This window comes from Shewanella basaltis, from assembly GCF_023283885.1.
Classification (GTDB): domain Bacteria; phylum Pseudomonadota; class Gammaproteobacteria; order Enterobacterales; family Shewanellaceae; genus Shewanella; species Shewanella basaltis.
Map to the genome: position 1 here is coordinate 199049 of NZ_JAKILA010000002.1, position 26115 is coordinate 225163.

The following is a 26115-nucleotide window of genomic DNA, read 5'->3' on the forward strand; positions in this document are numbered from 1 at the left end:
CAGCGATGAGTTTACAGCCTCGTCCTTGGGGTTTTGTCGGTTGTTTTACCGCAATGGCTAGTCCTTGCGAGCTATTAATGCAGGTCGATAACAAGCACATTGCTAGGCAAATGCTCACTCTTGCTTATGATGAGGCTCAGCGTATAGAGCAAAAGTTTAGCCGATTTATTGAGGGTAATATTGTCTGGCACATGAATCATGCGCAAGGTAAAGGCCTATTAATCGACCCTGAAACAGTGCAACTATTGCAGTTTGCCCAGCAATGTTATGCCTTAAGCGATAAGGCATTTGATATCAGTGCTGGTTCATTAATGGTGTTATGGCGCTTTGATGGTCATCATCAGATGCCTCATCAAAGTGACATTGATGCTGCTTTACGTCATATGGGGTTTAACCGTATATCGTTGACTAACAATATCTTAACCATGCCCGCTGGCATGAGTGTCGATTTTGGTGGCATTGGTAAAGAGTATGCCGTTGATCGCACAGCACAATTACTTGCTCAGCGTTGGCCCCAGCATTCAGTGTTGGTTAATTTTGGTGGTGATATTGCGTGCCCAATTACCCATAAAGACGGTTGGCAAGTGGGAATTGAAAATCCCCATAAACTGGACAATGCAGCAGCACTGTTAACGATTCGCCAGGGGGCGTTAGCCACCAGTGGCAATACTCGCCGCTATATTGACGTTGCTGGCAAACGTTATGGGCATATTATTAACCCGCAAACGGGTTATCCTGTTGAACAGGCTCCGTTATCTGTGACGGTATTAGCGCCTAATTGTGTTATGGCGGGGATGCTGGCCACGATGTCTATGCTGCAAGGCGCACAAGCCGAAACGTTTTTACAGCAACAAGGTGTCGACTTTACCGTGTTTAGAGGATAAACAAAAATGCGCGTGTTATTGGTTGAAGACAATAAGTTATTAGCTCAAGGCGTTGTAATGAGTTTGGCAAAAGAAGGGGTTCAGGTCGATCATTTAGCTTCATATAAACAGGCACAAGCAGCGCTTAATAACGAAGATTTTAGCGCCATTATTCTTGATTTGGGCTTGCCAGACGGTAATGGTGAAGATTTGCTAAAGCAATGGCGTCGTAATGGCGTATCTTTACCCATTATAGTGTTAACTGCCAATACTGATTTTGATACCAAACTTGCGTGTTTAGATATCGGCGCAGACGACTACCTGAGTAAACCATTTGATGTGAGAGAGCTAGTAGCAAGGCTGCGGGCTATTATTCGGCGGCAACATGGTTTAGATAATAATCTATTTAGTTTTGGCGCTCTTGAGATAGACTTTACCCGTTGTGAAGTTCATTTTCGTGGTGAATTGGTGTCATTGTCACGGCGTGAGTATCAGGTACTCGTCGAGTTTGCTCAATCTGCGGGGCGTGTATTGACTCGTAATCAGCTCGAACAACTCACCTATGGTTGGGACGAGGTCGGCAGTAATTCAATTGAAGTGCACATTCATCATTTACGCAAAAAAATGACAACTGAGTTAATTAAAACTGTCAGGGGAATTGGTTATATTTTGGCGCAGACGAGCTAGTTCAGCTAATGGGTTTCTTTTGAGGCACGCTAAGCCTGTTGAGCGTTCAAGGTTGTTTTTGCAGCGAATGCTTTGCCTTGACTCAGCCATCATTTTTACAATGATATTATTTAATGATATGACAGCAAAGAACCCTTTTAAATAGGGATTTTCAGTCGGTATCAGTCGTCAGTTTAACAGGATATTATGTTCTCTTTACGCTTGCTATTTAGCTTACTCATGCTGCTGGGTATTGTGCTCACGGTAACATTTTCGAGTATATTAAGCTCTCGAGATGCGATGCATGAACTGGAAGAACTGTTTGATGCTCAAATGGTGCAAACTGCAAAAATGCTTGAGCAGTTTTATGTTAATCAGTTAACCGAAGCACAATTTGAACAGTTAGTGAAACGGCCGATTTTATTCCATGTTGCAGATTCAAGCGTTGAAACCTTTGCCCAACAAGCTAACCCTATCACTTTATCTTATGAACATAAGCTCTCTTTTCAGCTTTTATCAAATACCGGTCAATTACTTGCGTATTCTGATAGCTCAGGTGAAGAAACCTTAACTCATTTTACTCAGGGCTATGAGTCACGAATGATTGGCGGCGATTTGTGGCATGTGTACAGTCTTTTTTCAGCGCCTCATCAGGTATGGATTGTTACCGCGCAACGCGACGATGTGAGGCGTGAGCTTGTTTCTCTGATTGTGCGAAATACATGGCACTCGCCATTGATTATTACGCCAATCATGATGTGTATTATGTTGCTGTTAACCTATTACCTGTTTAAACCGCTTAAGTTATTAGCCCGTCATCTGGATAAACGCCCTGCACATGATCTAACTCCCATCAGTTTTAAATTACCTAGCGAACTGGCGTCAATGCAAAAAGCACTCAATAGTTATTTTTTGCGCATTGCAGATACTATGATGCGCGAGCGTCGTTTTAGTGCCGATGCAGCTCACGAGCTCAAAACCCCATTGGCTATCATTAAATTACACAGTGACGGTTTAGCAGATGTATTATTGACGCAAAGCCAAGATGTTCAACAATCGACTTTGCCTTATATTGATGCAATAGGTGCGGGGGTTAATAGAATTAATCATACGGTAGAGCAGTTACTTTTGTTATCACGCGTCGATGCTATTTCGGCCTTGAATCGTTCAGAGTGTCAACTGCAACACATTATCGACAATGTCATTAACCAGTTATTACCTATTGTTGCCGACTATGAATGGCAAATAAATATTCCGCCTCAAATGACCGTAAATGCAGATCCGTTTTACCTTGAGTTAGTGTTAAAGAACATTATTGAAAATGCGTGTAAATACAGTCCTGTCGAGTCATTAATCACGATTAATGCGTTTAAACATGAACCATTTACGCTTATCGAGGTGATTGATCAAGGTTGTGGTATGTCTGCTGAAGAAATCGTGTTAGCTAAAAACAGATTTTATCGTGCCGATGAAACCACCTCACAAGGTGCTGGGCTTGGGTTATCGATTTGCCAGCACATTGTCAGTTTGCACCATGGTGAGCTGACTGTTAGCAGCGTTGCCCCCCGTGGCCTCAAGGTTAGTATTCAATTGTAGTCAGTCTTGTGGTTTATTTAAGCGTGAGCAACATGGATGGCTCACGCTGGGTTGGGCTTAAGTTTATTGCCTTTCTCGTGATGGTTTTATCTCTCGAGAATGGCCCGTTTGGCGGGCCGAATTATCACGTTGTTGGCTCATCGCTCTTGAAGCCTGTTGAGGTTCATTTCTGCGCTGTTGTTTGCTTTCTTGTTGTTGCATGCGTACAGGTTTAGCCTGTGACTCGCGCGCCTTGTCAATGGGGGCGGCACGCTGTACTTTTTGTATCTCTTGACTACGTGATGTCGTGGTTCGTGTCACTGGCTTTGGATCATATTTAACTGCTGTGTTTGTCACCTCTCGTTGGTGCTTCACTGGCTCACCATTACGACTGTAGGTTGATCTGGTTGGCTCAGTTTTACGTTCAAACGATTTCACTTGAGGCGTCACTTGACGTTGCTGGCTCAGTTCACGTTTTAGCTCAGTGCTTCTATGCTCAACGGGCTCATTGCGACTAACACTTCTTAGGTTACTGTGTTCATTACGTTTATCTTGCTTCACATTTTGGTTAATGTGCTTGCGCTGATCGTTCACCTTGATGGCATCATTTCGTGGTGTGACATGACGCGACTCGTGAGGCTGCTGACGCTTTGGCTCATGTGAATAGCTCACCTGTTTGTTTCGTTTTTCATAGTGGCCATTGTAGCGTTTGCTGATCACTTGGCTGCGATAAGCGACTCCTTTGCGGTGTTTAGGTTTGTGTTGCCAATGTTGAGCACCATGGCTGTAACTTATTCTGCGTGGAGTGTAATAGCGGTAGTTTTTGTGTACAGGCACGGCAATGACGCGACGATCATGCCAGTGAAAACCACTAAAAAAGAAGTTAAAGCTTATGCGTACTCCGCTGTCCCAAAAAATTGCATGGTGGTGTGGGCGGTAGTTAACATAAGCTGGAGCATGCCAGTACACCGGCGGGTATCGGTTCCAGCGCCAGTGACCATACACTATACGGCTGTCGTAATAGGGTACATAGACTATTTCTGGGCGCACAGATTCAATAATAATGCGGCGCTCAACCCGTGATACTTTTACCTGCTCAAGATCGGCAAGGTTATTGGCTTCATCGGCTTGTTGCCTGAGCGTTTGAATGGTGTCGAGCATGCGGCCTTCGTCTTGTAAAAAGGCATCACCCAGGTTTTGGGTCCAAACTAAGTCATTATTTAAACGTTCAAGCACGTTAGGGAAGGCCACTAATGCTTTGACACTTGGGTCCCAATCTTGTGACTCTACCGCGGCCATAATTTGGTTGGTGTCGCGATTACCTTGAGTGGTTAACCAGCGGTTAGCCTGGACAATTTCAAGCGGGTAGGTTGACGCGATCAATATGTGCGTTAATAAACTGTCGGGATAGAGCGCGATAGGAGCAAGCATTTGAGCTAATTCGGCATCGCTTATGGCATCGTCGCTTGCAACGTAAGTATAAGAGTCAGTCGTCTGAGCGGCTTGTACACTTGCTAATGGCATACAAACCAAGGCTAAGGCTAATAGTGCTTTAGCGGGTGTTTGAATGGCTTTTTTCATGTTAACTCCAGTGTCATTGATGACTGTTAAGGCCATCATAGCGACCTGAAGATGAACATAAGCTGAAAGCTTTTTGTCCAATGTCTTTTTTTTCGTGTTTAGCGTGAAGGTTACTTACCCTGAACGCTGGATAACTTAGGGGAGAAAGCGGTAGCATTGAACCGCTTAATGGGTGAACTCAAATTCAAATTTGGCACCACCTAAAGTGTCAGATTGAGCAACGGTTAATGTACCGTGATAACTGTCAACTAAATCACGCACAATTGCCAATCCTATGCCATGGCCTTGTGCATAGGTGTCAGCCCTTATGCCACGTTCAAAAATCTGTTGTTGTTTATCTTTAGGAACACCTGCGCCGTCGTCTTCAACGCTAATGTGTAACTGGTTGGGTAATTGTTTTACGTTAACAATGACGGTGCTGTTTGCCGCTTTGCAGGCATTGTCTAATACGTTTCCAAGCATCTCTGTTAAATCAGATTCATCGCCCTTAAATCGTGCTTCTGCATCACCTTGATACGTAATATTAAGCTGTTTTTCCTGATATATTTTACCTAAGGTCCGGATTAAGCGCGTGGCGCTGTCGTCAACACTCACCCCAAGATGCCAACCAGTACCGGCAGCACTTTGCGCCCGTTTTAATTGATAAGCCACAATGTGATTAATGCGATTAATTTGTTCTAATGATGCGTCATTTAAATTGGCTTGTGTTTGCATGACCGCCAGAGGCGTTTTTAAACTGTGTGCTAAATCGGCAAGGGCATTTCGGTAGCGTTTGCGTTGGTTTTGTTCTGTTTGCAGTAACGTATTGAGTTGCTTGGCGACGTTTTGTAATTCAATGGGATAGTCTGTACTGAGCTGCATTGATTTACCTTGCTCTACCGCACTGAGCTCTTGACTGAATTTACCTAAAGGGTTGAGTGTCCACAGTAACCAACTTAGCTGTACGCTAAATAATAGTGCCATTAAAATGAGTAACCAGGTCCACAAGGTGTTCGAAAATTGGTTGATTTGTTGTTGGTATTCATGTTGGTTTTTAATGATGTGCAGTGTCATGGTAAAGGGGTGTTCGCTAGTTGCAAAGCTGACACTGTAACTGTAAATCAGTTGTGGGTTGTTATTAATTAAAATACTGTCGTAGCTATTACGTCCTGTTGCTGGCTTGGGCAGATTCAGTGGCATGTTTAAGCCTAAAAAAGAGTTGGAGGTCCAGAGCAACTGATTATCTTTGGTGGTGATGATGGCATAAAGCCCTGAACCAATAACATTAAATTGGTTTTCGAGCAGGTGTTCAGGCATTTGTAATTCACCTTCTTCGACTTCGGCCATGGCTAAGACTGAATATACATAGGCTTTTAATTGATTTTTGGCAGCGACGTTGATTTGGGTTTCAAAGGCATTATTAACTGTGATGCCAATAATGGGTAACAAGACTAAGATAAGCAGTAATGCACTGACCACAATGCGTACTTTGAGTGAGCCAAGTAACTTATTCATTTTGTCCTAACTGGCGTAAACGATAACCCTGGCCGCGCAGTGTTTCAATGAGCTGATATTGGTTATCTGGGTCGAGCTTTTTACGCAAGCGTCTAATAAACACTTCAATTACGTTAGAGTCTAGGTCAAAGTCTTGATCGTAAATATGCTCAATCAAACTGCTTTTAGAATGCACAGATCCTGGGTGTAACATCAGGTATTCAAATAATTTATATTCAGAACCACTTAAATTAACCACCTGCTGATGCATTTTTATTTCAAGGCTGCGAGTGTTAATGCTAAATGGGCCATTTTTAACGACAGGGCTCGCTTTACCTGCTGAGCGGCGAATGAGGGCATTAATGCGTGCGACTAATTCTTCTAACTGAAACGGTTTACTTAAATAATCATCGGCGCCGGCATCGAGGCCGATGACTTTATCTTGCCAGCTGTCACGAGCGGTTAAAATAATGATGGGATAGCTAATATCTTGCTCGCGAAGCTGGCTAATTAACGATAATCCATCTAATTTAGGCAGGCCAACATCAATAATGGCGACATCATATTGATACTCTTGAGCTTGAAATAACCCCTCTTCGCCATCAGATGCGACATCTACAGTGTATTGGGCATCAATAAGGTGTTGTTTAATGTTTGCTTGTAAGTTGAGGTCATCTTCTACCAATAATAATCTCATGCGTTAGTTCCTTATGACCGAACCATTGGTTGCGTCAACTGACACATAAAAAATAACCCCATCGTTGGTGAGTAACTTAACACGATACCCAGGATGACCATTAACATTGCTTGATTGTACTTTTAACACCTTGCCAGAATAACTGCGCTTGGCTATTTGTATGGCTTGCTGTGCGCTTGTTACCACTAAATTATTATTTTGACGGTTATCTTTTGGGCCAGGGGTTAGCTGAAAGTGTGCCGCGTAACTTAATGATGACAAGGGCGAAGTGCCAGCATAACTAGGTGATGACATCACTAACATAAAGCCTAAAAGGGTGGCGTTGAGCTTGAGCATACGCTGCATAGTGTTAATCCTATTTGCCTCATTGTGACCAGTGTAAAAGATCCTTTTATATATAGAAACATCTACTTAATAAATTGCTCTACGAGCGGACGCCATTCTGGTTTGTTTGCCAAGTATACGACGAGGTAGATGAACATTAACTGAATATTGCCTGTTTTTTAATGTTCAGCTTGTGTTCATTTTAAGTGGGTTTTAATAACTGCAACATCTACGTTGTGAGGAATCACCATGAAGCAATATTCAAATCGCACCAGCAAAGCCCAGCCATCATTTAATGCCGTTAACATGGGATTAGGTTTATGTATTGCCTGTGCACTGGGCGTGAGCTCAATGAGTGTCAATAGCGCCGAAATGGCTTTCAGTCAGGTTGGTGGAGCGATAAGCCAAGCAAGGCAGTTAACTGAGCCTGCAAGTGCAGATAATAAAACACAAATGCGAGTGGCAGAGTTGCATCAACAGGCAACATTATTGACGGGTAAGGCTCAAACCGGCCCTCAAGCCACTCGCGAACAACGTATGGCTGTTCATCAAAAAGCAGCAGCAACAAGCGCAAGCCAGCAGCAGCGTGCTTTAGCGCAACAAAACCAAGTGGTTTATTACAATTTTAGTTTTTATGACGCTCAAACACAGTTGTTTGAGGATTATGATTATGATGGTTTTTATCAGACGTTTAGTGTGACCTTTGATGCTGACATCAATAGTAGCGGGGGGGAGGTGCAAGCTGACGTATTCGCTGAATTATACCTTAGCCAAAATGGTGGGCCGTGGATCCATTATTACTCTACAGATGTTTTTACGCTGACTGCAGATTCGAGCTTTGACGATTATGAAGTACTCACCACGTTGGCAAATGGTTATCAGACAGATCATTATGATGTGTTAATTGATCTGTATGAAGTGGGCTATGCCGATCCTGTCGCGACCATTAGCAGCGATGATCTCGATAGCTTATATGCCTTGCCACTTGAAAGTGCAGATCGTGATGCCGTTTATGTCGAAGAAGTGTACGTAGAAGAAGTACATGGCGGGGCATTGGGGTGGTCAATGTTGAGTTTATTGGGTGCTTTTGCTTGGGTCCGCCGCAGTTTTATGAACAAAAAATAACGTAAACATAGATTTACCTAATGTAGAATTATATTTTTAATCAAGCGTCCTTAGTTTTTTACTTATTAAATTAAGTAATTAGGAGAATGTATGTTAGTGAAAGTTAACTCATCTTTATTGTGTTGCTCTTTAATCGGCTCGGCACTGTTATTGTCTGGTTGTCAATTGCCCAATCCTTATACAGGCGAGTCTGAAAATGCTAAAGCAACAAATGGGGCTATCATTGGTGCTATTGGTGGTGCTGCGATAGGAGTGGCCTCATCGAGTAAAAAAGATCGTGGTAAAGGGGCGTTAATTGGTGCTGCGTCGGGCGCGGCAGTCGGCGGTGGTATTGGTTATTATATGGATGTGCAAGAAGCCAAATTACGTAAGCAACTACAGTCTACTGGAGTGAGCGTTACCCGAAGTGGCGACAATATTATTCTTAATATGCCAAATGAAGTGACATTTGCAGTGGATCAAACGGTACTGAGCGAACGTGCTAAATCGGTATTAAATAGTGTCGTGTTGGTTGCTAAAGAATACAGCGATACGCGCTTAAACGTGATTGGTTATACCGACAGTTCAGGGTCAGATTCATACAACCTGCGTTTATCGCAAGTGCGTGCTAGTGAAGTTGCCCAGTATATTACCAGCCAAAATGTGAATGGTTCTCGTGTGTCGTCAACGGGTATGGGCGAAGCAAATCCGATAGCGAGCAATGACACTGCCGATGGTCGTGCACAAAACCGTCGCGTTGAAATTGTATTAACACCTTTGGGTAAGTAAAACCGTTAATGGTTACCTTAATAGGTCAAATAAAAGCCATCGAAAGATGGCTTTTCTAAAGTAAGCGCGTTACTCAAAAAACTGGCGGTATGCCTGCTTGAATGTGCCGGGGTAAAAAGCATTATAAAGTGATTTAAACGACAGCACCCCCAAAGCAAATAGAATAAAAAAATACACCGTCAGCCCTCTAGTACGAAATTCCCGTACCTTTGATTTCATATAGTCATAACTTAGCAGCATTTGTTGATTGATTTTTAGTTGGTGTATTAGCCCATCTTGCTGCCAAATAGAAACATCTGCTTGTGTCGTTAACGTCGATGCTATGTGCTGACACTTTGAATAGTGAATGTTTGGGGCAATAAAAGTATTGGGGTAGGCAGAAATAACAATGTCATAATAGTCACTGATTTCTCCGGTTTTTTCATTTTCAACAGAGTCTTTTCGGCAGTCTACGTCATCAATGGTCGTTGTATATTGGTGCAGGCTATGCAACGGACTCACATAATAGTTAGGTATTATCCATGCGAGTATCGCGATATTTACCAGCAAGTATGTTGCGATAAATGTTATGCGCCAACTTTTTGATATTGAGGTAAATTCAAAAATAATTTCATTGTTGCGCCAATAAGTGTTGTTTAACTCCTTAGGGGGTAATTCAGGCGGGACATTAAATATCCCCAGCGCTTGACGTCGTTTAATCTCGTCTTGTAATTGCTTATATCGCTCAGGAAATGCCACTTGGTTAATGTGGCGCTCAACATCAAGTAACTCATCATCAGTGTATCGCTTGTAGTCAATTTGCTTCACACACGTTCCTTTTTGTCATCTCGCGGATTACTTTAGCGAAATGTTGGTCACAGTCGACGTGACACTGCCTTGTTTTAATCGAGTATGAATCACATCACCATTATTTAACTTTTCGGCATTATCAACAACCTGCTTGTTGAAGCTTGTAATTGAATAGCCGCGGCTTAATGTGGCAAGTGGGCTAACGGTATCAAGCTTGTGGGCGGCTTGAGCGACACGGGCAGCGGCCTGCTTAACGTAGTCGTTACAGGCGTCATTAAAACGCTCGGTTACATATTGCAGACGCTGCTTTTCTAATTTTAAGGTACTTGCAGGCGAGCGTTGTTGTAAGCGGTTATGCAGTTGCTGGTGGCGCAAGGTTAAGCGCCCTAGTTTATGCTGTAAGGCATGTTCTAGGCGCATTTGCATTTCATCAAAACGTTGTTCAAATTGTTGCAGTTTACGTTGAGGTTCGTGGCGTTGAAGCTGGTGGGTTAATTGCGTTAAACGCCCGTGTTGCTGTAATTGGTAGTGCTTTATGCCCTGATGTAAGCGCGACAAGAGTAAAATCAGTTTTTCGGCTTTATTGCCTTTGTCTTTTGATAATAACTCTGCTCCAGCAGATGGCGTGGGGGCGCGTACATCGGCAACATAATCGCTGATGGTGGTGTCAATTTCATGGCCAACTGCGCTCACCACGGGCAGGGCACTATTGTATATGGCATGGGCTAAATGCTTATTGTTAAAACACCATAAATCTTCTAATGATCCGCCACCACGGGTCAGCAGTAAAACATCTACTTCAAGCCGCTGATTTGCGGTAGCGATGGCCTGACAAATTAGTTGGCTTGCACCAGCGCCTTGCACTTGTGTGGGATATACAATGACTTCGATAGAGGGATCGCGCCTGGCTAATACGTGCAGTATGTCGCGAAGTGCTGCACCTGTGGCTGAGGTAATTACTCCAATACGTTGGATATTATTGGGGATCGCGCGCTTTGTTTCTGTAGAAAATAGGCCTTCTGCGGCTAATTTTAATTTTAAAGCTTCAAATTCTTGCGCTAACAACCCGTCGCCAGCAGGCAACATGGACTCTAATAGCAGCTGATAGTCGCCGCGAGGCTCGTAAACACTGATGGCGCCTTTAACTAACACTTGCTGGCCATTAACGGGTTTAAATCGTACAGATTGATTACGGCCTTTAAACATTGCACAACGAATTTGCGAGTGGCTGTCTTTTAACGTGAGATACCAGTGGCCAGAACTGGGTGACGAAATGTTTGATATTTCACCATTTAACCAGATTTTACCTATTTGACCTTCAAGAATATGCCTCACTTCGCCGTTTAATTGCGAAACAGTATAAACATTGTTTTTTGTGGCACTCATGAATGTTCTCATTCTAACGGTAATAAAAATCTATTTTCCATTTACCAACCGCAATATGCAAGGTATAATCTCGCCGCAATATTTCACCTCAAATCCTACTTACTAGGGAGATGTTGCCATGTTACGTTTACTGAAAGATGCACTAACCTTTGATGATGTGTTGTTGGTTCCTGCCCACTCGACCGTACTCCCTAATACCGCTGTTCTCAAAACCCGTTTAACCACTAAAATTGAATTGAATATACCACTTGTCTCGGCTGCGATGGATACCGTTACAGAGTCGCGTCTTGCTATTGCTATTGCGCAAGAGGGTGGACTGGGTTTTATTCATAAAAACATGAGTATTGAGCAACAAGCTGAAGAAGTGCGTAAAGTCAAAAGCTATGAAGCGGGTATCGTACAAGATCCTGTTACCGTGACTCCAGCTACGACCTTAACCGATTTACGTATACTGACTGAGCGTAATGGCTTTGCGGGTTACCCTGTGGTCAATGATGCTCATGAGCTTGTGGGTATTATTACTGGCCGTGACGTGCGCTTTGTGACCGACTGGAGCAAAACCGTTGCCGACATGATGACACCTAAAGATCGTCTTGTTACTGTGGCTGAAGGCACTAAATTAGACGAAGTGCAAAAGTTAATGCATTCACACCGTATTGAAAAAGTACTTGTTGTTAACGACAATTTTAAGCTTAAAGGCTTAATTACTGTTAAAGATTTCGAAAAAGCCGAGCGTAAACCCAATGCATGTAAAGACGAGTTAGGCCGTTTACGCGTTGGTGCTGCGGTAGGTGCAGGCCCTGGTAACGAAGAGCGTATCGACGCGCTTGTTAAAGTGGGTGTAGACGTACTGTTAATTGACTCATCTCATGGTCATTCAGAAGGCGTATTGCAACGTATTCGTGACACCCGCGCTAAATACCCAGATTTACAAATTGTTGGTGGCAACGTTGCTACAGCGTCAGGTGCTCTCGCGCTTGTTGAAGCCGGGGTTAACGCTGTTAAAGTGGGTATTGGTCCTGGTTCAATCTGTACCACTCGTATTGTGACTGGTGTGGGTGTGCCTCAAATTACCGCTGTGTCTGATGCAGCAGAAGCGGTGCTGGCACTTGGTATTCCTGTGATTGCCGACGGTGGTATACGTTTCTCTGGTGATTTAGCAAAAGCACTTGCTGCAGGTGCATCATGTATTATGGCAGGCTCTATGTTTGCCGGTACTGATGAAGCACCAGGCGAAACTGAGCTTTATCAAGGCCGTGCTTATAAGTCATACCGTGGTATGGGTTCTCTTGGTGCAATGGGGCAAACTCAAGGCTCATCAGACCGTTATTTCCAAAGTGATAACGCAGCCGATAAATTAGTGCCAGAAGGTATTGAAGGTCGCGTGCCTTACAAGGGCAAGCTTAAAGAAATTATTCACCAACACATGGGCGGTTTACGTTCATGTATGGGGCTAACAGGTTGTGCCACGATTAAAGATTTAAACGAAAAAGCTCAGTTTGTTAGAGTGACTTCTGCTGGTATGGGTGAATCACATGTTCACGATGTGACAATTACCAAAGAAGCGCCTAACTACCGTTCAGGTTCATAATTTATGTGAGGGCGACGTTTGTCGCCCTTTCGTTACACGCATGATGGCCAGCAATTTGGCCATGGCACACAATTAATTTGTAAAGGTTACCCATGATTAATATTCATGATCATAAGATTTTGATCCTCGACTTTGGTTCTCAGTACACCCAACTTATTGCTCGCCGTATTCGTGAAATTGGCGTGTATTGTGAGTTATGGGCTTGGGATGTCAGCGAAGCTCAAATTCGTGAGTTTGCTCCCAACGGCATCATTTTAGCGGGCGGCCCTGAAAGCGTAACTGCTGATAATTCGCCGCGCGCACCTGAATACGTGTTCACTGCGGGTGTGCCGGTATTGGGTATTTGTTATGGCATGCAAACCATGTCAGAACAGCTTGGCGGTAAAGTGATTCAAGGTGTGGGTGAGGGCGAATTTGGCTATGCTCAAATCGAGCTGCAAACCACGTCGGCTTTATTTAACAGCATTGAAGATGCTGTCAGCTCAGACGGTAAGCCATTACTTGATGTATGGATGAGCCATGGTGATAAAGTTTCTGTTATTCCTGAAGGTTTTGTGGCAGTTGCTAAAACGCAAACCTGTCCTTTTGCGGCAATGGCCAATGAAGAAAAGCGTTTTTACGGTGTGCAATTTCATCCAGAGGTAACTCACACTCGTCAAGGTAAGCGTATGCTTGAGCATTTTGCGCTAGACATTTGTGGCTGTGATGCTAACTGGAAACCTTCATCTATTATCGAAGATGCTATCGAGCGTTTAAAGCAACAAATTGGCGACGACGAAGTGATTCTTGGTCTCTCAGGCGGTGTTGACTCATCGGTTGTAGCCATGTTGCTTCACCGTGCCATTGGCGACAAGTTAACTTGTGTATTTGTTGATAACGGTTTACTACGTTTAAACGAAGCTGAGCAAGTGTTAGAGATGTTTGGTGATCATTTTGGGCTGAATATTGTCCATGTTGATGCAGAAAATCGTTTCCTAGAAGCAATGGCTGGCGTTGCAGATCCAGAAGCTAAACGTAAAATCATTGGCCGTGTGTTTGTTGAAATTTTCGATGAAGAATCGAAAAAATGCGTCAATGCAAAATGGTTAGCGCAAGGCACCATCTACCCTGATGTGATTGAGTCTGCAGGCAGTGCTACTGGTAAAGCGCATGTGATTAAGTCGCACCATAACGTAGGCGGTTTACCTGATGATATGGCGTTAGGTTTAGTGGAGCCGCTACGTGAGTTATTTAAGGATGAAGTGCGTAAGATTGGTTTGGAGTTAGGTCTTCCTTATAACATGCTTTATCGTCATCCGTTCCCAGGGCCAGGTCTTGGGGTGCGCGTACTTGGCGAAGTGAAAAAAGAATACTGTGATTTGTTACGCCGTGCTGATGCCATTTTTATTGAAGAATTGCATAAAGCCGATTTATACAACAAAGTCAGCCAAGCATTTACGGTATTTTTACCTGTACGATCAGTGGGTGTGATGGGCGATGGTCGTAAATACGATTGGGTTGTATCGCTTCGCGCGGTGGAAACTATCGACTTTATGACAGCGCATTGGGCACACTTACCTTACGACTTTTTGGGCCGTGTATCGAACCGCATCATTAATGAAATCGATGGTATTTCTCGAGTGGTGTACGATATTTCAGGTAAGCCACCGGCAACGATTGAGTGGGAATAACCCAAACAGGTACTATAAAAAAAGACGCTGCGGCGTCTTTTTTATTTGGTAGAATAGAAAGCATTCACTTAACCTAGGCCAATAGTGTGACAACTCCAAAGGCAGAACACCCAAACAAACCTTGGTTACATACCAATGTTGATAATGACCCCCAAGATGCCCCAGTAGATAGTGCTCAGTTAGCCATTGATGAAAAGTGGATGCGCCTGGCAATGCAACTTGCCCAGCAGGCTGAGTTGAAGGGCGAGGTACCTGTTGGGGCGGTATTAGTCAAAGATGATGTGATGATAGCCAGCGGGTTTAATCTCAGTATTTTAAATCACGACCCTACTGCTCACGCTGAAATAGAATGTATTCGCCAGGCAGGTGAGGTTCTTAAAAACTACCGTATGTTAGACACCACCTTATACGTAACCCTAGAACCCTGTGCTATGTGTGCAGGTGCCATGGTGCATGGGCGCATAAAGCGTGTGGTTTATGGCGCGGATGATTTAAAAACAGGTGCAGCAGGAAGTGTGATTGATTTACTGCAACACCCGGCATTTAATCACCAGTTGGAGGTGAGTGCAGGGGTGTTAGCAAATGAGTGTGCAGAGCAGTTAAGTGCGTTTTTTAAACGCAGAAGAGCTGAAAAAAAAGCCCTCAAATTGCAAGCTCAAAAGCAGCAGACTGAAGGCTAATTGATTGATGTCAATGTATTTAACCTCAACTCTGGATAAGAGATGTATTGATAACGATATAAATCAATAGATTGACTAAAATCCACTGTCAAGCTTGTGATTTTTTTTGCTAACAAGGCGAATTAACGCGTCAATAGCTAGCCTATTGCAAGTTAATTCAACGCAGTGAGGAAGGCAAAGGACTGCTTGAAAGGCGTTTGTTATCCAGAGCTGAGGTTATTTAGTAAAGCGCTGTAACGCAATGCCGCATAGAGGTTTGTTGGCAATGCTTAAGCAATCAACTCTCTGATTGAACCAATAAAAAATGTGCGCGTTGACGATTTTGAATGCGGTTTTTTTGTACTTTAAGCATGACACGACGACGTGACATGGTGTTGCTTATCGCTCTTCTTCTCATACCGGTATCCTTTAAATCATTTAGCCGTATTGAGGTTATACCTATCAAACAGCGTTTGTTGCTATTTTTACTGCGTTATCGACATTGTATGTAGAATCACTACACCTCAAGATCTCTGGCGCGCAGTTGTATAGTGAGAAATGGCCAACAATGTGCTGCAAAAAACTTAAAAGATAAGCAGCCCTGTGTCGCATCGCTTATAAGGTCGTTAGAAATTTTGACGCTAAAATCACTCACTCATTGCAATTTCTGCTTTATTGTAAGCGAATTTTCCTACGCAATCTGTGATCACTTATTTATAGCGGATTCGCTTTATGCTATGGCCAAACACAATATCTTAGTGTTAATGGCCATAGTATTTATTCAAATCAAATAATGCAACGATTATGGTTTTTGGGCCGATACATTAGGATTGATATTCACTTCTTCGGCAATCACTTCCATGCTGTCACTTTCGTCGATCACTTCCATTTGTTTGGTTTGATTATCAACCCACACTAGTGTGTCGTAATAGCGACGAATACTGTCAACATAATGTACAGCCTCACTCCCTCTGGCGTAGCCATAACGTGTTTGCTTGTAGTATTTTGACTGCTGTAACAGTGGCAATACTTTTTTGACATCACGCCAAGCATTTGGGCTCATCCCCATCGACTCTGTTAAGCGGCGAGCATCTTCCACATGGCCTAAGCCAATATTATAAGCGGCCAATGCAAACCATATTCGTTGCGACTCAGGGATCGAATCTGGCAGGCGTGCTAACATATCTTTCAAATAGAAGGCTCCGCCTCGAATGCTTTGCTCAGCGTCTAAACGGTTTTCAACTCCAACATAGGTTGCAGTGGGTTGCGTGAGCATCATCATGCCACGCACACCGGTAGGAGAACGTGCGGTTGGGTTCCAATGTGATTCTTGATAGCTCGCGGCAGCCAGTTTGCGCCAGTCTAATTCTCCGGCATGTTCTTCAAACATGCTGCGGTATTCTGGCAAAATATTATCAATGGCACGGATAAAGGCACGCGTATCGACATAATCGAAACGCTTAACATGACCAAAATACTTTTCATTAAGGTGTTCTAAGGTCCCTGCACGTTTTTCTTTGTGCCAAAATGCCAATAGCTGACTCATTAAACGGTCACTGTCTTTGGGTGGCAATAACCAAACTACCTCAATTTTTTCTTCTAAAATCATACCTGCACGCAGTTCAGGTAAAAAACGTTGGTTAATTAACAAACTGTTTGAATCTGAAATCGTGTAGTTCAACTCACCTTTAGCGACAAGCGCAAATAACTCTTCGTTATCTTTGTCGCTAACTTGATTCCACATGAGTTCTGGGTGGTCTTTTTGCAGTTGCGTTAGGGTATTTACCGATGATGAGTTTGCCATTACGGTAATTTCACCTGACAAGGTGCCGATATCTTTCGGTTCTGGAGTGCCTTCTTTATAAACCAGGACCTGGTTTACCTTATATAGTGTCGGTCCAAGTTTAAACTGTTCACTACGATTAGGGGTTTTTGCAATCCCAGCCGCAATAATATCAATTTTGTTTTCTTTTAATGCTTGAAATAGCGCTTTACGGTCAGTGTAGGGGATCATTTCTAACGGCACGGCGAGGTAATCAGCAAATCGTTGTGCCATTTCAAAATCGAAACCCGTTTCCCCTAGCTCTGAATTGAGATAAATCTGTGGTCCGTATAGTGTACCCACCTTAAGGACCGTTCTTTTAGGTGCGGGCGCAGCAATGTCTACCTGTTGAATATCAACAGGTTGGCAGGCGGTGAGCATACCGCAAAGTAAAATGATAAAAATGGTTCTGATCATATTTATTAACTGGTTATCTTAAGTTGTTTCGTTAATGTTCACGAGAGTAATACGAGAAAAACGAGTGTAATACCTGTCGAATAGCCTTTAAATATGTAGGGGGTCGGTGTTTTTTTTCGCATACTCTAGCAGGAGTTTTCCTAAACGCCTAGGCTTGTATAAAAAACCAGCTAATTTTGTTTGTTTTGTGGTCAGGTGTAAAGCTGAGGTGCTATTGACTGTAGCATTATTCGGGGTGGATATTTTCCCTATCAGGAAACACTGTTTTCGCCTGTGCTTGAACGTGATTTGTATTGTGCAATTCCCTATAATAGCGCCAATTCTGACCCTCCTATATAAATTATAAGGTGAATAGACGTGATGGAAATCATTCGCGGAGCCCCTGCACTATCTGCATTTAGAGTTCAAAAACTCATGGAGGCTTGCGATAACGCATCGCTTCCGGTGTCGCAAATTTATGCCGAATATGTGCATTTAGCTGATTTGACTGAAACTCTTGATGATAATGAGCGTCTACAGCTAGAAACAATCCTTACCTATGGCCCAGCAATAGAATCGCATACTCCTCAAGGAGCGTTACTGTTTGTTACTCCGCGTCCCGGTACTATTTCTCCTTGGTCATCAAAAGCAACTGATATTGCACACAATTGTGGCTTAGATAAAGTAAAACGCCTAGAGCGTGGTATTGCTTATTATGTTGAATCAGCCCCATTGACCTTAGACCAACAAAAGCAACTGCAAGGTTTATTACACGACCGTATGGTTGAAGTGATACTGTCTGATTTTGCCGATGCACAAGTGTTATTTGCTCGCACTGAGCCTGCCAAATTTAGTAGCGTGAATATTTTAGCTGAAGGTCGCCGCGCGCTTGAAGTGGCTAATGCTAAATTAGGCCTTGCATTGGCTGAAGACGAAATTGATTATTTAGTTGAAAACTTTGTGCGTTTAAAGCGTAATCCCAATGACATCGAGTTGATGATGTTTGCCCAGGCAAACTCAGAGCATTGCCGTCATAAAATTTTTAATGCTGATTGGACAATTGACGGCGAAGTACAACCAAAATCATTGTTTAAGATGATTAAAAACACCTTTGAAGTGACGCCAGATTATGTGTTATCTGCCTACAAAGATAATGCGGCGGTAATGACGGGGTCGGTTGCTGGTCGATTTTTCCCCGATCCAGATGGGGTATACAACTATCACACCGAGCCCATGCATGTGTTGATGAAAGTTGAAACGCACAATCATCCAACAGCAATTAGCCCATATCCTGGTGCGGCTACCGGTTCAGGTGGTGAGATCCGCGATGAAGGTGCAACTGGTCGAGGTTCTAAACCCAAAGCCGGTTTAAATGGTTTTACTGTATCTAATCTTAAAATCCCTGGGTTTGTACAACCGTGGGAAGGCAATTACGGCAAACCTGATCGCATTGTAACCCCATTAGAAATCATGCTCGAAGGTCCCCTAGGCGGCGCGGCATTTAATAATGAATTCGGCCGTCCTGCATTAACAGGTTATTTCCGTACATACGAGCAAGAAGTCTCAAGCCATAACGGTGTCGAGGTGCGTGGCTACCACAAGCCAATTATGATTGCCGGTGGTTTAGGTAATATCCGTGAAGAACACGTGCAAAAGGGCGAGATTACGGTTGGCGCTAAGCTGATTGTGCTTGGTGGCCCAGCAATGAACATTGGTTTAGGTGGTGGCGCGGCTTCTTCTATGGCTTCTGGCCAATCAAGTGAAGATTTAGACTTTGCATCAGTGCAACGCGAAAACCCTGAAATGGAGCGTCGTTGTCAAGAAGTGATTGACCGTTGCTGGCAATTAGGCAGCGCCAACCCGATCCAGTTTATTCATGATGTGGGTGCCGGCGGTTTATCGAACGCTTTTCCAGAATTGGTTAATGATGGTAATCGTGGCGGCGTGTTCAACTTACGCAACGTGCCATCGGACGAGCCAGGCATGAGCCCGCTTGAGATTTGGTGTAACGAATCGCAAGAGCGCTATGTATTGTCGGTAGCGCCTGAAAACCTACAACAGTTTGCTGATATTTGTGCCCGTGAACGTGCTCCTTTTGCTGTGGTTGGTGAAGCCACAGAAGAGATGCATTTAACGCTTGCCGACAGCCATTTTAATAACAAACCCATTGACTTACCGCTTGAGGTGTTATTAGGCAAAGCGCCAAAAATGAGCCGTGATGTGGTATCGGCTAAAGCCGTATCGCCAGCGCTAGATCAAACTAACATTGACCTAACTGAAGCCGTTAAGCGTGTATTAACCCTACCTACAGTGGCAGACAAAACCTTCTTAATCACCATTGGTGACCGCTCTGTTACAGGGTTAGTTAACCGAGATCAAATGGTTGGCCCTTGGCAGGTGCCTGTTGCTGATTGTGCCGTTACGGCATCAAGCTACGACAGTTACACGGGTGAGGCCATGTCGATGGGCGAGCGCACTCCTTTAGCATTGCTGGATTTTGATGCTTCTGCGCGTATGGCTGTGGCCGAGTCAATTATGAACATTGCCGGTGCCGATATTGGCTCATTTAAACGCATTAAATTATCAGCTAACTGGATGTCTCCTGCAGGGCACCCTGGTGAAGACGCTGGTCTTTATGCTGCGGTAAAAGCCATTGGTGAAGATCTCTGTCCAGCGCTTGGCATTACTATTCCTGTCGGTAAAGACTCAATGTCAATGAAAACGGCATGGGAAGAAAATGGCGTGAGTAAAGCCGTCACATCACCTATGTCTTTGATTATTACAGCCTTTGGTGTTGTGCAAGATATACGTAAAACCGTTACACCTGAACTGCGTTCAGACAAAGGTGACAGTGTGCTAATGCTGCTCGATTTGAGCAACGGTAAAAACCGTTTAGGTGGCTCATGTTTAGCGCAGGTGTACAGCGAACTTGGCGATGTTGCGCCAACGCTGGATAACACGGCAAACCTTGCTGGCTTCTTTGAAGTGATGCAAACGTTAGTGTCAGACCAAGCTGTTATCGCTTATCACGACCGCAGCGATGGTGGCTTGTTTACCACGCTAGTTGAAATGGCATTTGCTGGCAACACAGGCTTAAATATTGATTTAGCTGGCTTAAACGGCACCGATTTAGAGCGTCTATTTAACGAAGAGTTAGGTGCTGTTATTCAAGTGAGTGCAGAGCAAGCGACCGACATTGCTAAGAAATTCGAAGCCAAAGGCGTCACTTGTCACTTAATTGGTGGTTTACAAGCTGCCGATAAGATAAGCATCACCGATGGCGAACGAGTCATTTATAGCAATAGCCGTACTGCTTTACGTGCATTATGGTCAGAAACGACGTATCGCATGCAAGCGCTTCGTGATAATCCTGAGTGTGCAAAAGAAGAGTTTGAACTCAAGCAAATAGCCGATGCTCCAGGGTTAACCGTTAAATTAGGGTTTAATCCTAGTGAAGATGTTGCCGCACCTTATATTTTAAAAGGCGCAGCGCCAAAAATGGCTATTTTGCGTGAGCAGGGTGTTAACTCGCATATTGAGATGGCCGCCGCATTTGACCGCGCAGGTTTTGAAAGCCGCGATGTGCATATGTCAGATATTTTATCGGGCCGTATTAGTCTAGAAGAGTTCCAAGGTTTAGTGGCTTGTGGTGGTTTCTCATATGGCGACGTACTTGGTGCTGGTGAAGGCTGGGCTAAATCGATTTTATTTAACAGCCGTGCTCGAGATGAGTTTAGCCGTTTCTTTGAACGTGATTCAAGCATTGCGCTAGGTGTGTGTAACGGGTGCCAAATGTTATCTAACCTAAAAGAAATCATCCCAGGTAGTGAGCATTGGCCACACTTTGTTCGTAACCGTTCTGAGCGTTTTGAAGCACGTTTTAGTTTGGTTGAAGTGCAGCAATCTCCGTCGATATTTTTTGAGGGAATGGTTGGTTCGCGTATGCCAATTGCGGTATCACATGGTGAAGGTTTAGCTGAGTTTGCTTCAGCACAAGCGTTGGACGCTGCACAAGCATCGGGTACGATTGCATTACGATATGTTGATGGTCATGGAAACATTGCCACTCAGTACCCTGAAAACCCTAACGGTTCACCAGATGGCATAACTGGTATTTGTACCACTGATGGGCGAGTCACTATTATGATGCCGCACCCTGAACGGGTATTTAGAACGGTTGCAAACTCATGGCACCCCGATGGGTGGGGTGAAGATAGCCCGTGGATGCGCATGTTCCGTAATGCACGGGTCAAAATTGGTTAAGTTTATGACTTCGTTGTAAAATAAAATGGCGACTCAATGGAGTCGCCTTTTTTTATCTAATTTTTGTGCTGATTGGTATAAGCCCATTTCCATTAATTATGTGACCAATCAGAGCCACTCAGACTTTTCAGTTTGAGACGTATTGTTGAAAGAATGGTTATTCCCTTTTAAGGCGATGCAACAAAGAAATGGAAAGTCTGAGTGTCTCCTACAAGGCGGGTTTCTGTGCCTTCTATACTGCTTAATAGCATTTTGACGTACGACTGTATGGACGCAGGAGGTAGAACAACGCAGGAGCAGTTGTCGAGAGCAACTATGCCTACAATCCTATTACTTGCCTAGAAGACACAGAATTCCCGCTGAATGACCAGATAATTACTGGAATTGGTATAAGCCCCACAAGCTTGTGCTTGTGTGGCTTATTTTTATCAATAAGCCATAACATTGAATCGTAATAAGTCAGTTGCGCTAACAGGAACAATCATCAATGGTATAAAATTCTGTTTAAAGAGTTTACTAAAACGGTTACTTGGTTTCTTTTGTGTTAAACATATCTGCAAAAGCACGTTTATATAAGTTTGCAATATTTTCAAATAATAATGTCATATGTGTCTCTGGGGGCTGGAGGGGATTAAGGCAACGATTTAACGTGTTTCATTTTTCGTATGCTTAACCGACTACAAATTATACAGTGGTCGATTTTTATACTCAAACAAGAAAAAATACAGAAACGAATGAGTAAAACTAATGCAATACTTGTTTGTGTTGGTCTCAGATTTTAGCAAATCATCATTTCCTATATCCTGTATTCTTCGACGCTGTTTTTTGCAGGAATGGTTGGCCATTACTCACATATTTCATTTAGTTGTTGACACGTTGAGGTGTCGTTACTCTACATAAAGGTCGATAGCGCAGTCACAATCCCGCAAACGTTGCCTCAAGGGGTCGCCTAAAAACGTGTAACTCTTTGTTGAATGATGTTTTGCGAATAAAAAGTTGCTTATATGACTCGATCCGTCTCGATTAAACGTGTTTAGTTTAGAACAACATTTAACCGGTAAAAATCAGTAGCACCTAGCAATTTCAGTGTTATTGTCAATACCTCTTGAGAGGAGTGGGGCGAGCAAATTGCCAGTATCGATGCTTTTTTGCCCAACACCATAAGGGGGGGGGTCACAAAAATGGATTTTTTATGCGTTGTGACACAAGTGTTAATTTTGCAAGTTATTGAGTTTAAATGGTAAAAAAATATTCATGCAAAAAATCTAATTTATGTCACATATTTAAGTAAAAAATATGATCTCCGCGACAGATTTGCCGTAAGATATAGCAGGTTTAGGACTGGACTTGAAATCATAAGTTGTTGGGTTTATTGATTACTTTCAAGGTTAAGTAGCTCAATGTAGCAAGTTATATTTCTGGGACAATATCATCAATTTGGCAATGCTTTATTGCCATGTCGCATTTGGTCGAACTGAATGAAGTAAGGAGTCGCCAATGATTATCGAAGAGGTTGTTGAGCTATCGCGTTTTCAATTTGCGTTGACAGCCATGTACCACTTTTTATTTGTTCCACTTACCCTGGGGTTAGCCTTTATTCTGGCCATTATGGAGTCAGTTTATGTAATGACTAATAACCAGATTTATAAAGACATGACTAAGTTTTGGGGTAAGTTGTTCGGGATTAACTTTGCCCTAGGTGTGTCTACCGGATTGGCGATGGAGTTCCAGTTTGGTACTAACTGGTCTTATTATTCGCACTATGTTGGTGATATCTTTGGTGCGCCACTGGCGATTGAAGGATTGATGGCATTCTTCCTTGAGTCTACCTTAGTGGGTATGTTCTTCTTTGGTTGGGATCGTTTTAGCAAACGTCAACATCTTGCAATAACCTGGTTAGTTGCACTTGGTTCTAACATGTCTGCATTGTGGATTTTGATTGCAAACGGTTGGATGCAAAACCCTGTAGGGTCTGTGTTTAACTACGAAACCATGCGCATGGAAATGACCAACTTTGCCGAAGTGGTATTTAACCCTGTTGCACAAGTTAAGTTTGTCCACACCGTGGCTTCTGGCTATGTTGCGGGGGCAATGTTTGTTCTGTCTATTAGTGCTTACTACATCCTAAAAGGTCGTGATTTACCTTTTGCTCGTCGCTCGTTTGCCATTGCAGCAAGTTTTGGTATGGCTGCCATTTTATCGGTTATCGTGCTAGGTGATGAGTCTGGTTACGAGGTCGGTGAGGTTCAGCGCGTTAAATTAGCTGCAATTGAAGCTGAGTGGCACACAGAACCTGCTCCTGCAGCCTTTACTGCCGTTGGTTTTCCTAACCAAGAAACCATGCACACAGATTATGCTGTTAAAATACCGTATTTAATGGGGATCATCGCAACCCGTTCTTTAGATGAAGAAGTCACCGGGATACGAGATCTTGTTAAAGAGCACGAGGTTCGAATTCGTAATGGTATGGTTGCATACGCATTACTTGAGAAACTACGTGCCGGTGATGAAACACCTGAAACTCGTGAGCAATTTGAAGCGACAAAAGGTGATTTAGGCTATGGCTTTTTACTGAAACGTTATACCGATAAAGTGGTTGACGCAACAGAAGAGCAAATCATAGCGGCATCTTTCGACTCTATTCCAACTGTTGCGCCCATGTTCTGGTCTTTCCGCTTAATGGTTGGTTGTGGCGTGATTATGTTGTTTGTGTTTGCTGCCGCATTTTGGCAAAGCACACGTCATAAAATTGCTGAGAAAAAGTGGGTATTGCGAGCGGCATTGTACAGCTTACCGCTACCTTGGATTGCCATTGAAGCAGGATGGTTTGTATCAGAGTTTGGTCGCCAGCCTTGGACTATCTCTGAAGTACTTCCTACTTTTATGTCAGCATCGAGCTTAACGCCTGCTGATTTATGGTTCAGTATCATTTCGATTACGGTGTTCTATACCATTTTACTGGTGATAGAGGCTTTCTTAATGTTCAAGTTTGCTCGTCTTGGCCCAAGTAGCTTAAAGACAGGTCGTTATCACTTTGAAACCCAAGATGCCTAATCGGAGGACCTGATTATGTTTGATTATGAAGTATTAAGATTTATCTGGTGGGCATTAATCGGCGTGCTATTTGTTGGTTTTGCTGTCACCGACGGCTTCGATATGGGAGTTGGTGCGTTATTACCGATTATTGGTAAAGACGACACTGAACGCCGTATTATGATTAACTCTATTGCCCCACACTGGGACGGCAACCAAGTTTGGCTTATCACCGCAGGTGGTGCGTTATTCGCAGCCTGGCCTATGGTGTACGCGGTTTCATTTTCTGGCTTTTATGTGGCGATGATGTTGGTGTTATTTGCACTGTACATGCGCCCAGTTGGTTTTGATTACCGTTCAAAAATTGAAGATCCAAAATGGCGTAAAACCTGGGATTGGGCCTTGTTTGTTGGCGGCTTTGTGCCACCACTGATCATTGGCGTTGCATTTGGTAATTTATTGCAAGGCGTGCCGTTTAACTTTGATGAATACTTGCGTGCTACTTACCACGGTGGCTTATTCGGCTTGTTAAATCCATTTGGTTTGTTAGCCGGTCTAGTGAGTGTCACCATGTTTATGATGCAAGGCGCGTCTTGGTTGCAAATGAAAACCGAAGGCGAGTTACGCGTACGCAGTGCCAAAGCCTCGCAAATTTGTGCAAGCTTATTGTTTGTATTCTTTGCCGCAGCAGGCGTATGGTTAGTCAATGGTATTGATGGCTATGTGATTACATCAACGCTAGATCTTGCTGGTCAATCAAACCCAACCACAAAAACAGTGGCGGTTGAAGCCGGTGCCTGGTTAGCCAACTACGACAAATACCCAGTGACCATGTTATTCCCGATATTAGGTTTAGTTATGCCTGTATTGGTTATTTTAGCCAGTCGCTTTAATCGTAGTGGTTTTGCTTTCTTGTTCAGCTCGCTTGCTATTGCTGGTGTGATTGTGACATGTGGTGCTGCAATGTTCCCATTTGTGATGCCATCATCATTAGAGCCTAATGTGAGCTTAACCATGTGGGATGCCACAGCAAGTCAAATGACTTTAAAAGTGATGACATTTGCTGCGATTATTTTTGTACCTACAGTATTGAGTTACACTATTTGGACTTATTACAAGATGTACGGCCGCTTAAATCGTGCGTTTATTGAAGAGAATAAAACATCACTTTACTAATTTAAGGAACGTATTTATGTGGTATTTTGCGTGGATTTTAGGGGTGTTACTGGCGTGTTCATTCGGTATTATTAATGCTTTATGGCTTGAAAATACTGAAAATATGGATCGTCAAAGCGAAGACTAATCTTCAACCATACACCCATTAGTTACAAAAAACCGCTTTATGACTAAAGCGGTTTTTTATTGGCTGCGATACTGAGTTTTAAGTAATACCATTCTGCATTCATAAGTGACCACGCTTAGAATGTTTCCAGC

General features: G+C 43.4%; 19 protein-coding genes. 12 read left to right on the forward strand and 7 right to left on the reverse strand.

The features are described 5' to 3' along the window. Positions 1-5 precede the first annotated feature (5 nt). The 3 genes from L2703_RS02675 (at position 6) to L2703_RS02685 (ending at position 3125) form a co-directional block, all read left to right on the forward strand. Complete coding sequence (locus tag L2703_RS02675; protein WP_248969716.1) at positions 6-884, forward strand: FAD:protein FMN transferase; 879 nt, start codon at positions 6-8, stop codon at positions 882-884. Between the two features lie 6 nt (positions 885-890). After that, positions 891-1550 (forward strand): response regulator, encoded by a 660-nt coding sequence (locus L2703_RS02680; protein ID WP_248969596.1) that lies wholly within the window; start codon positions 891-893, stop codon positions 1548-1550. 186 nt (positions 1551-1736) lie between these two features. Beyond that, entirely contained in the window at positions 1737-3125 is a 1389-nt protein-coding gene (locus L2703_RS02685) for an ATP-binding protein (RefSeq protein ID WP_248969597.1), read from the forward strand. Positions 3126-3188: 63 nt separating this feature from the next. Here the strand turns inward: L2703_RS02685 and L2703_RS02690 are convergent, their stop codons facing one another. The 4 genes from L2703_RS02690 to L2703_RS02705 form a co-directional block, all read right to left on the reverse strand. After that, the gene (locus L2703_RS02690) at positions 3189-4685 is read right to left on the reverse strand and encodes a DUF3300 domain-containing protein (protein WP_248969598.1); all 1497 of its coding nucleotides are present in this window, start codon (positions 4683-4685) and stop codon (positions 3189-3191) included. A gap of 165 nt (positions 4686-4850) precedes the next feature. Beyond that, positions 4851-6179: an ATP-binding protein gene (locus tag L2703_RS02695; RefSeq protein WP_248969599.1), complete on the reverse strand. Its 1329-nt coding sequence runs from the start codon at positions 6177-6179 to the stop codon at positions 4851-4853. Beyond that, entirely contained in the window at positions 6172-6855 is a 684-nt protein-coding gene (locus L2703_RS02700; RefSeq protein WP_248969600.1) for a response regulator transcription factor, read from the reverse strand. Before L2703_RS02700 ends, L2703_RS02695 begins: the two co-directional genes overlap by 8 nt. Before the next feature lie 3 nt (positions 6856-6858). Then, complete coding sequence (locus L2703_RS02705) at positions 6859-7200, reverse strand: PepSY domain-containing protein (protein WP_248969601.1); 342 nt, start codon at positions 7198-7200, stop codon at positions 6859-6861. A 228-nt stretch (positions 7201-7428) separates the two neighbouring features. On the opposite strand from L2703_RS02705, the gene L2703_RS02710 reads away from it, so the two are divergent. Both L2703_RS02710 and L2703_RS02715 read left to right on the forward strand, forming a co-directional pair. Beyond that, positions 7429-8304 (forward strand): choice-of-anchor H family protein, encoded by an 876-nt coding sequence (locus L2703_RS02710; protein ID WP_248969602.1) that lies wholly within the window; start codon positions 7429-7431, stop codon positions 8302-8304. A 90-nt stretch (positions 8305-8394) separates the two neighbouring features. After that, the gene (locus L2703_RS02715; protein ID WP_248969603.1) at positions 8395-9072 is read left to right on the forward strand and encodes a YiaD family glycine zipper/OmpA-like lipoprotein; all 678 of its coding nucleotides are present in this window, start codon (positions 8395-8397) and stop codon (positions 9070-9072) included. A 69-nt stretch (positions 9073-9141) separates the two neighbouring features. Here the strand turns inward: L2703_RS02715 and L2703_RS02720 are convergent, their stop codons facing one another. Both L2703_RS02720 and xseA read right to left on the reverse strand, forming a co-directional pair. After that, positions 9142-9879, reverse strand: a complete 738-nt coding sequence (locus tag L2703_RS02720; RefSeq protein ID WP_248969604.1) for a hypothetical protein — start codon at positions 9877-9879, stop codon at positions 9142-9144. 27 nt (positions 9880-9906) lie between these two features. Continuing rightward, complete coding sequence (xseA, locus tag L2703_RS02725) at positions 9907-11247, reverse strand: exodeoxyribonuclease VII large subunit (protein WP_248969605.1); 1341 nt, start codon at positions 11245-11247, stop codon at positions 9907-9909. 118 nt (positions 11248-11365) lie between these two features. On the opposite strand from xseA, the gene guaB reads away from it, so the two are divergent. The 3 genes from guaB to tadA all read left to right on the forward strand — a co-directional run bounded on the left by guaB (position 11366) and on the right by tadA (position 15188). Then, entirely contained in the window at positions 11366-12838 is a 1473-nt protein-coding gene (guaB, locus tag L2703_RS02730) for an IMP dehydrogenase (protein WP_248969606.1), read from the forward strand. A 92-nt stretch (positions 12839-12930) separates the two neighbouring features. After that, the gene (gene guaA / locus L2703_RS02735) at positions 12931-14508 is read left to right on the forward strand and encodes a glutamine-hydrolyzing GMP synthase (RefSeq protein ID WP_248969607.1); all 1578 of its coding nucleotides are present in this window, start codon (positions 12931-12933) and stop codon (positions 14506-14508) included. 185 nt (positions 14509-14693) lie between these two features. Continuing rightward, entirely contained in the window at positions 14694-15188 is a 495-nt protein-coding gene (gene tadA / locus L2703_RS02740; RefSeq protein WP_346347533.1) for a tRNA adenosine(34) deaminase TadA, read from the forward strand. Between the two features lie 781 nt (positions 15189-15969). Here tadA and mltF read toward each other — a convergent pair. Beyond that, entirely contained in the window at positions 15970-17406 is a 1437-nt protein-coding gene (mltF, locus tag L2703_RS02745; protein WP_248969608.1) for a membrane-bound lytic murein transglycosylase MltF, read from the reverse strand. Positions 17407-17766: 360 nt separating this feature from the next. Here mltF and purL point away from each other — a divergent pair, with 360 nt between their 5' ends. The 4 genes from purL to cydX all read left to right on the forward strand — a co-directional run bounded on the left by purL (position 17767) and on the right by cydX (position 25984). Continuing rightward, positions 17767-21648, forward strand: coding sequence for a phosphoribosylformylglycinamidine synthase (purL, locus tag L2703_RS02750; RefSeq protein WP_248969718.1), 3882 nt, complete (start codon positions 17767-17769; stop codon positions 21646-21648). A gap of 1497 nt (positions 21649-23145) precedes the next feature. Further along, positions 23146-24702, forward strand: a complete 1557-nt coding sequence (locus L2703_RS02755; RefSeq protein WP_248969609.1) for a cytochrome ubiquinol oxidase subunit I — start codon at positions 23146-23148, stop codon at positions 24700-24702. Between the two features lie 15 nt (positions 24703-24717). Then, the gene (gene cydB, locus L2703_RS02760; RefSeq protein WP_248969610.1) at positions 24718-25857 is read left to right on the forward strand and encodes a cytochrome d ubiquinol oxidase subunit II; all 1140 of its coding nucleotides are present in this window, start codon (positions 24718-24720) and stop codon (positions 25855-25857) included. Between the two features lie 16 nt (positions 25858-25873). Beyond that, complete coding sequence (gene cydX, locus L2703_RS02765) at positions 25874-25984, forward strand: cytochrome bd-I oxidase subunit CydX (RefSeq protein ID WP_059747876.1); 111 nt, start codon at positions 25874-25876, stop codon at positions 25982-25984. The last annotated feature ends 131 nt before the right edge of the window (positions 25985-26115 follow it).

Bases quoted from the DNA above. Each gene is read 5' to 3' on its own strand.
- L2703_RS02755 (WP_248969609.1), top strand. From the start codon at position 23,146: ATGATTATCGAAGAGGTTGTTGAGCTATCGCGTTTTCAATTTGCGTTG.
- L2703_RS02715 (WP_248969603.1), top strand. From the start codon at position 8,395: ATGTTAGTGAAAGTTAACTCATCTTTATTGTGTTGCTCTTTAATCGGC.
- L2703_RS02705 (WP_248969601.1), bottom strand. From the start codon at position 7,200: ATGCAGCGTATGCTCAAGCTCAACGCCACCCTTTTAGGCTTTATGTTA.
- guaB (WP_248969606.1), top strand. From the start codon at position 11,366: ATGTTACGTTTACTGAAAGATGCACTAACCTTTGATGATGTGTTGTTG.
- L2703_RS02690 (WP_248969598.1), bottom strand. From the start codon at position 4,685: ATGAAAAAAGCCATTCAAACACCCGCTAAAGCACTATTAGCCTTAGCC.
- xseA (WP_248969605.1), bottom strand. From the start codon at position 11,247: ATGAGTGCCACAAAAAACAATGTTTATACTGTTTCGCAATTAAACGGC.
- purL (WP_248969718.1), top strand. From the start codon at position 17,767: ATGGAAATCATTCGCGGAGCCCCTGCACTATCTGCATTTAGAGTTCAA.
- cydX (WP_059747876.1), top strand. From the start codon at position 25,874: ATGTGGTATTTTGCGTGGATTTTAGGGGTGTTACTGGCGTGTTCATTC.
- L2703_RS02710 (WP_248969602.1), top strand. From the start codon at position 7,429: ATGAAGCAATATTCAAATCGCACCAGCAAAGCCCAGCCATCATTTAAT.
- L2703_RS02695 (WP_248969599.1), bottom strand. From the start codon at position 6,179: ATGAATAAGTTACTTGGCTCACTCAAAGTACGCATTGTGGTCAGTGCA.
- mltF (WP_248969608.1), bottom strand. From the start codon at position 17,406: ATGATCAGAACCATTTTTATCATTTTACTTTGCGGTATGCTCACCGCC.
- L2703_RS02685 (WP_248969597.1), top strand. From the start codon at position 1,737: ATGTTCTCTTTACGCTTGCTATTTAGCTTACTCATGCTGCTGGGTATT.
- L2703_RS02700 (WP_248969600.1), bottom strand. From the start codon at position 6,855: ATGAGATTATTATTGGTAGAAGATGACCTCAACTTACAAGCAAACATT.
- guaA (WP_248969607.1), top strand. From the start codon at position 12,931: ATGATTAATATTCATGATCATAAGATTTTGATCCTCGACTTTGGTTCT.
- cydB (WP_248969610.1), top strand. From the start codon at position 24,718: ATGTTTGATTATGAAGTATTAAGATTTATCTGGTGGGCATTAATCGGC.
- L2703_RS02680 (WP_248969596.1), top strand. From the start codon at position 891: ATGCGCGTGTTATTGGTTGAAGACAATAAGTTATTAGCTCAAGGCGTT.
- L2703_RS02675 (WP_248969716.1), top strand. From the start codon at position 6: ATGAGTTTACAGCCTCGTCCTTGGGGTTTTGTCGGTTGTTTTACCGCA.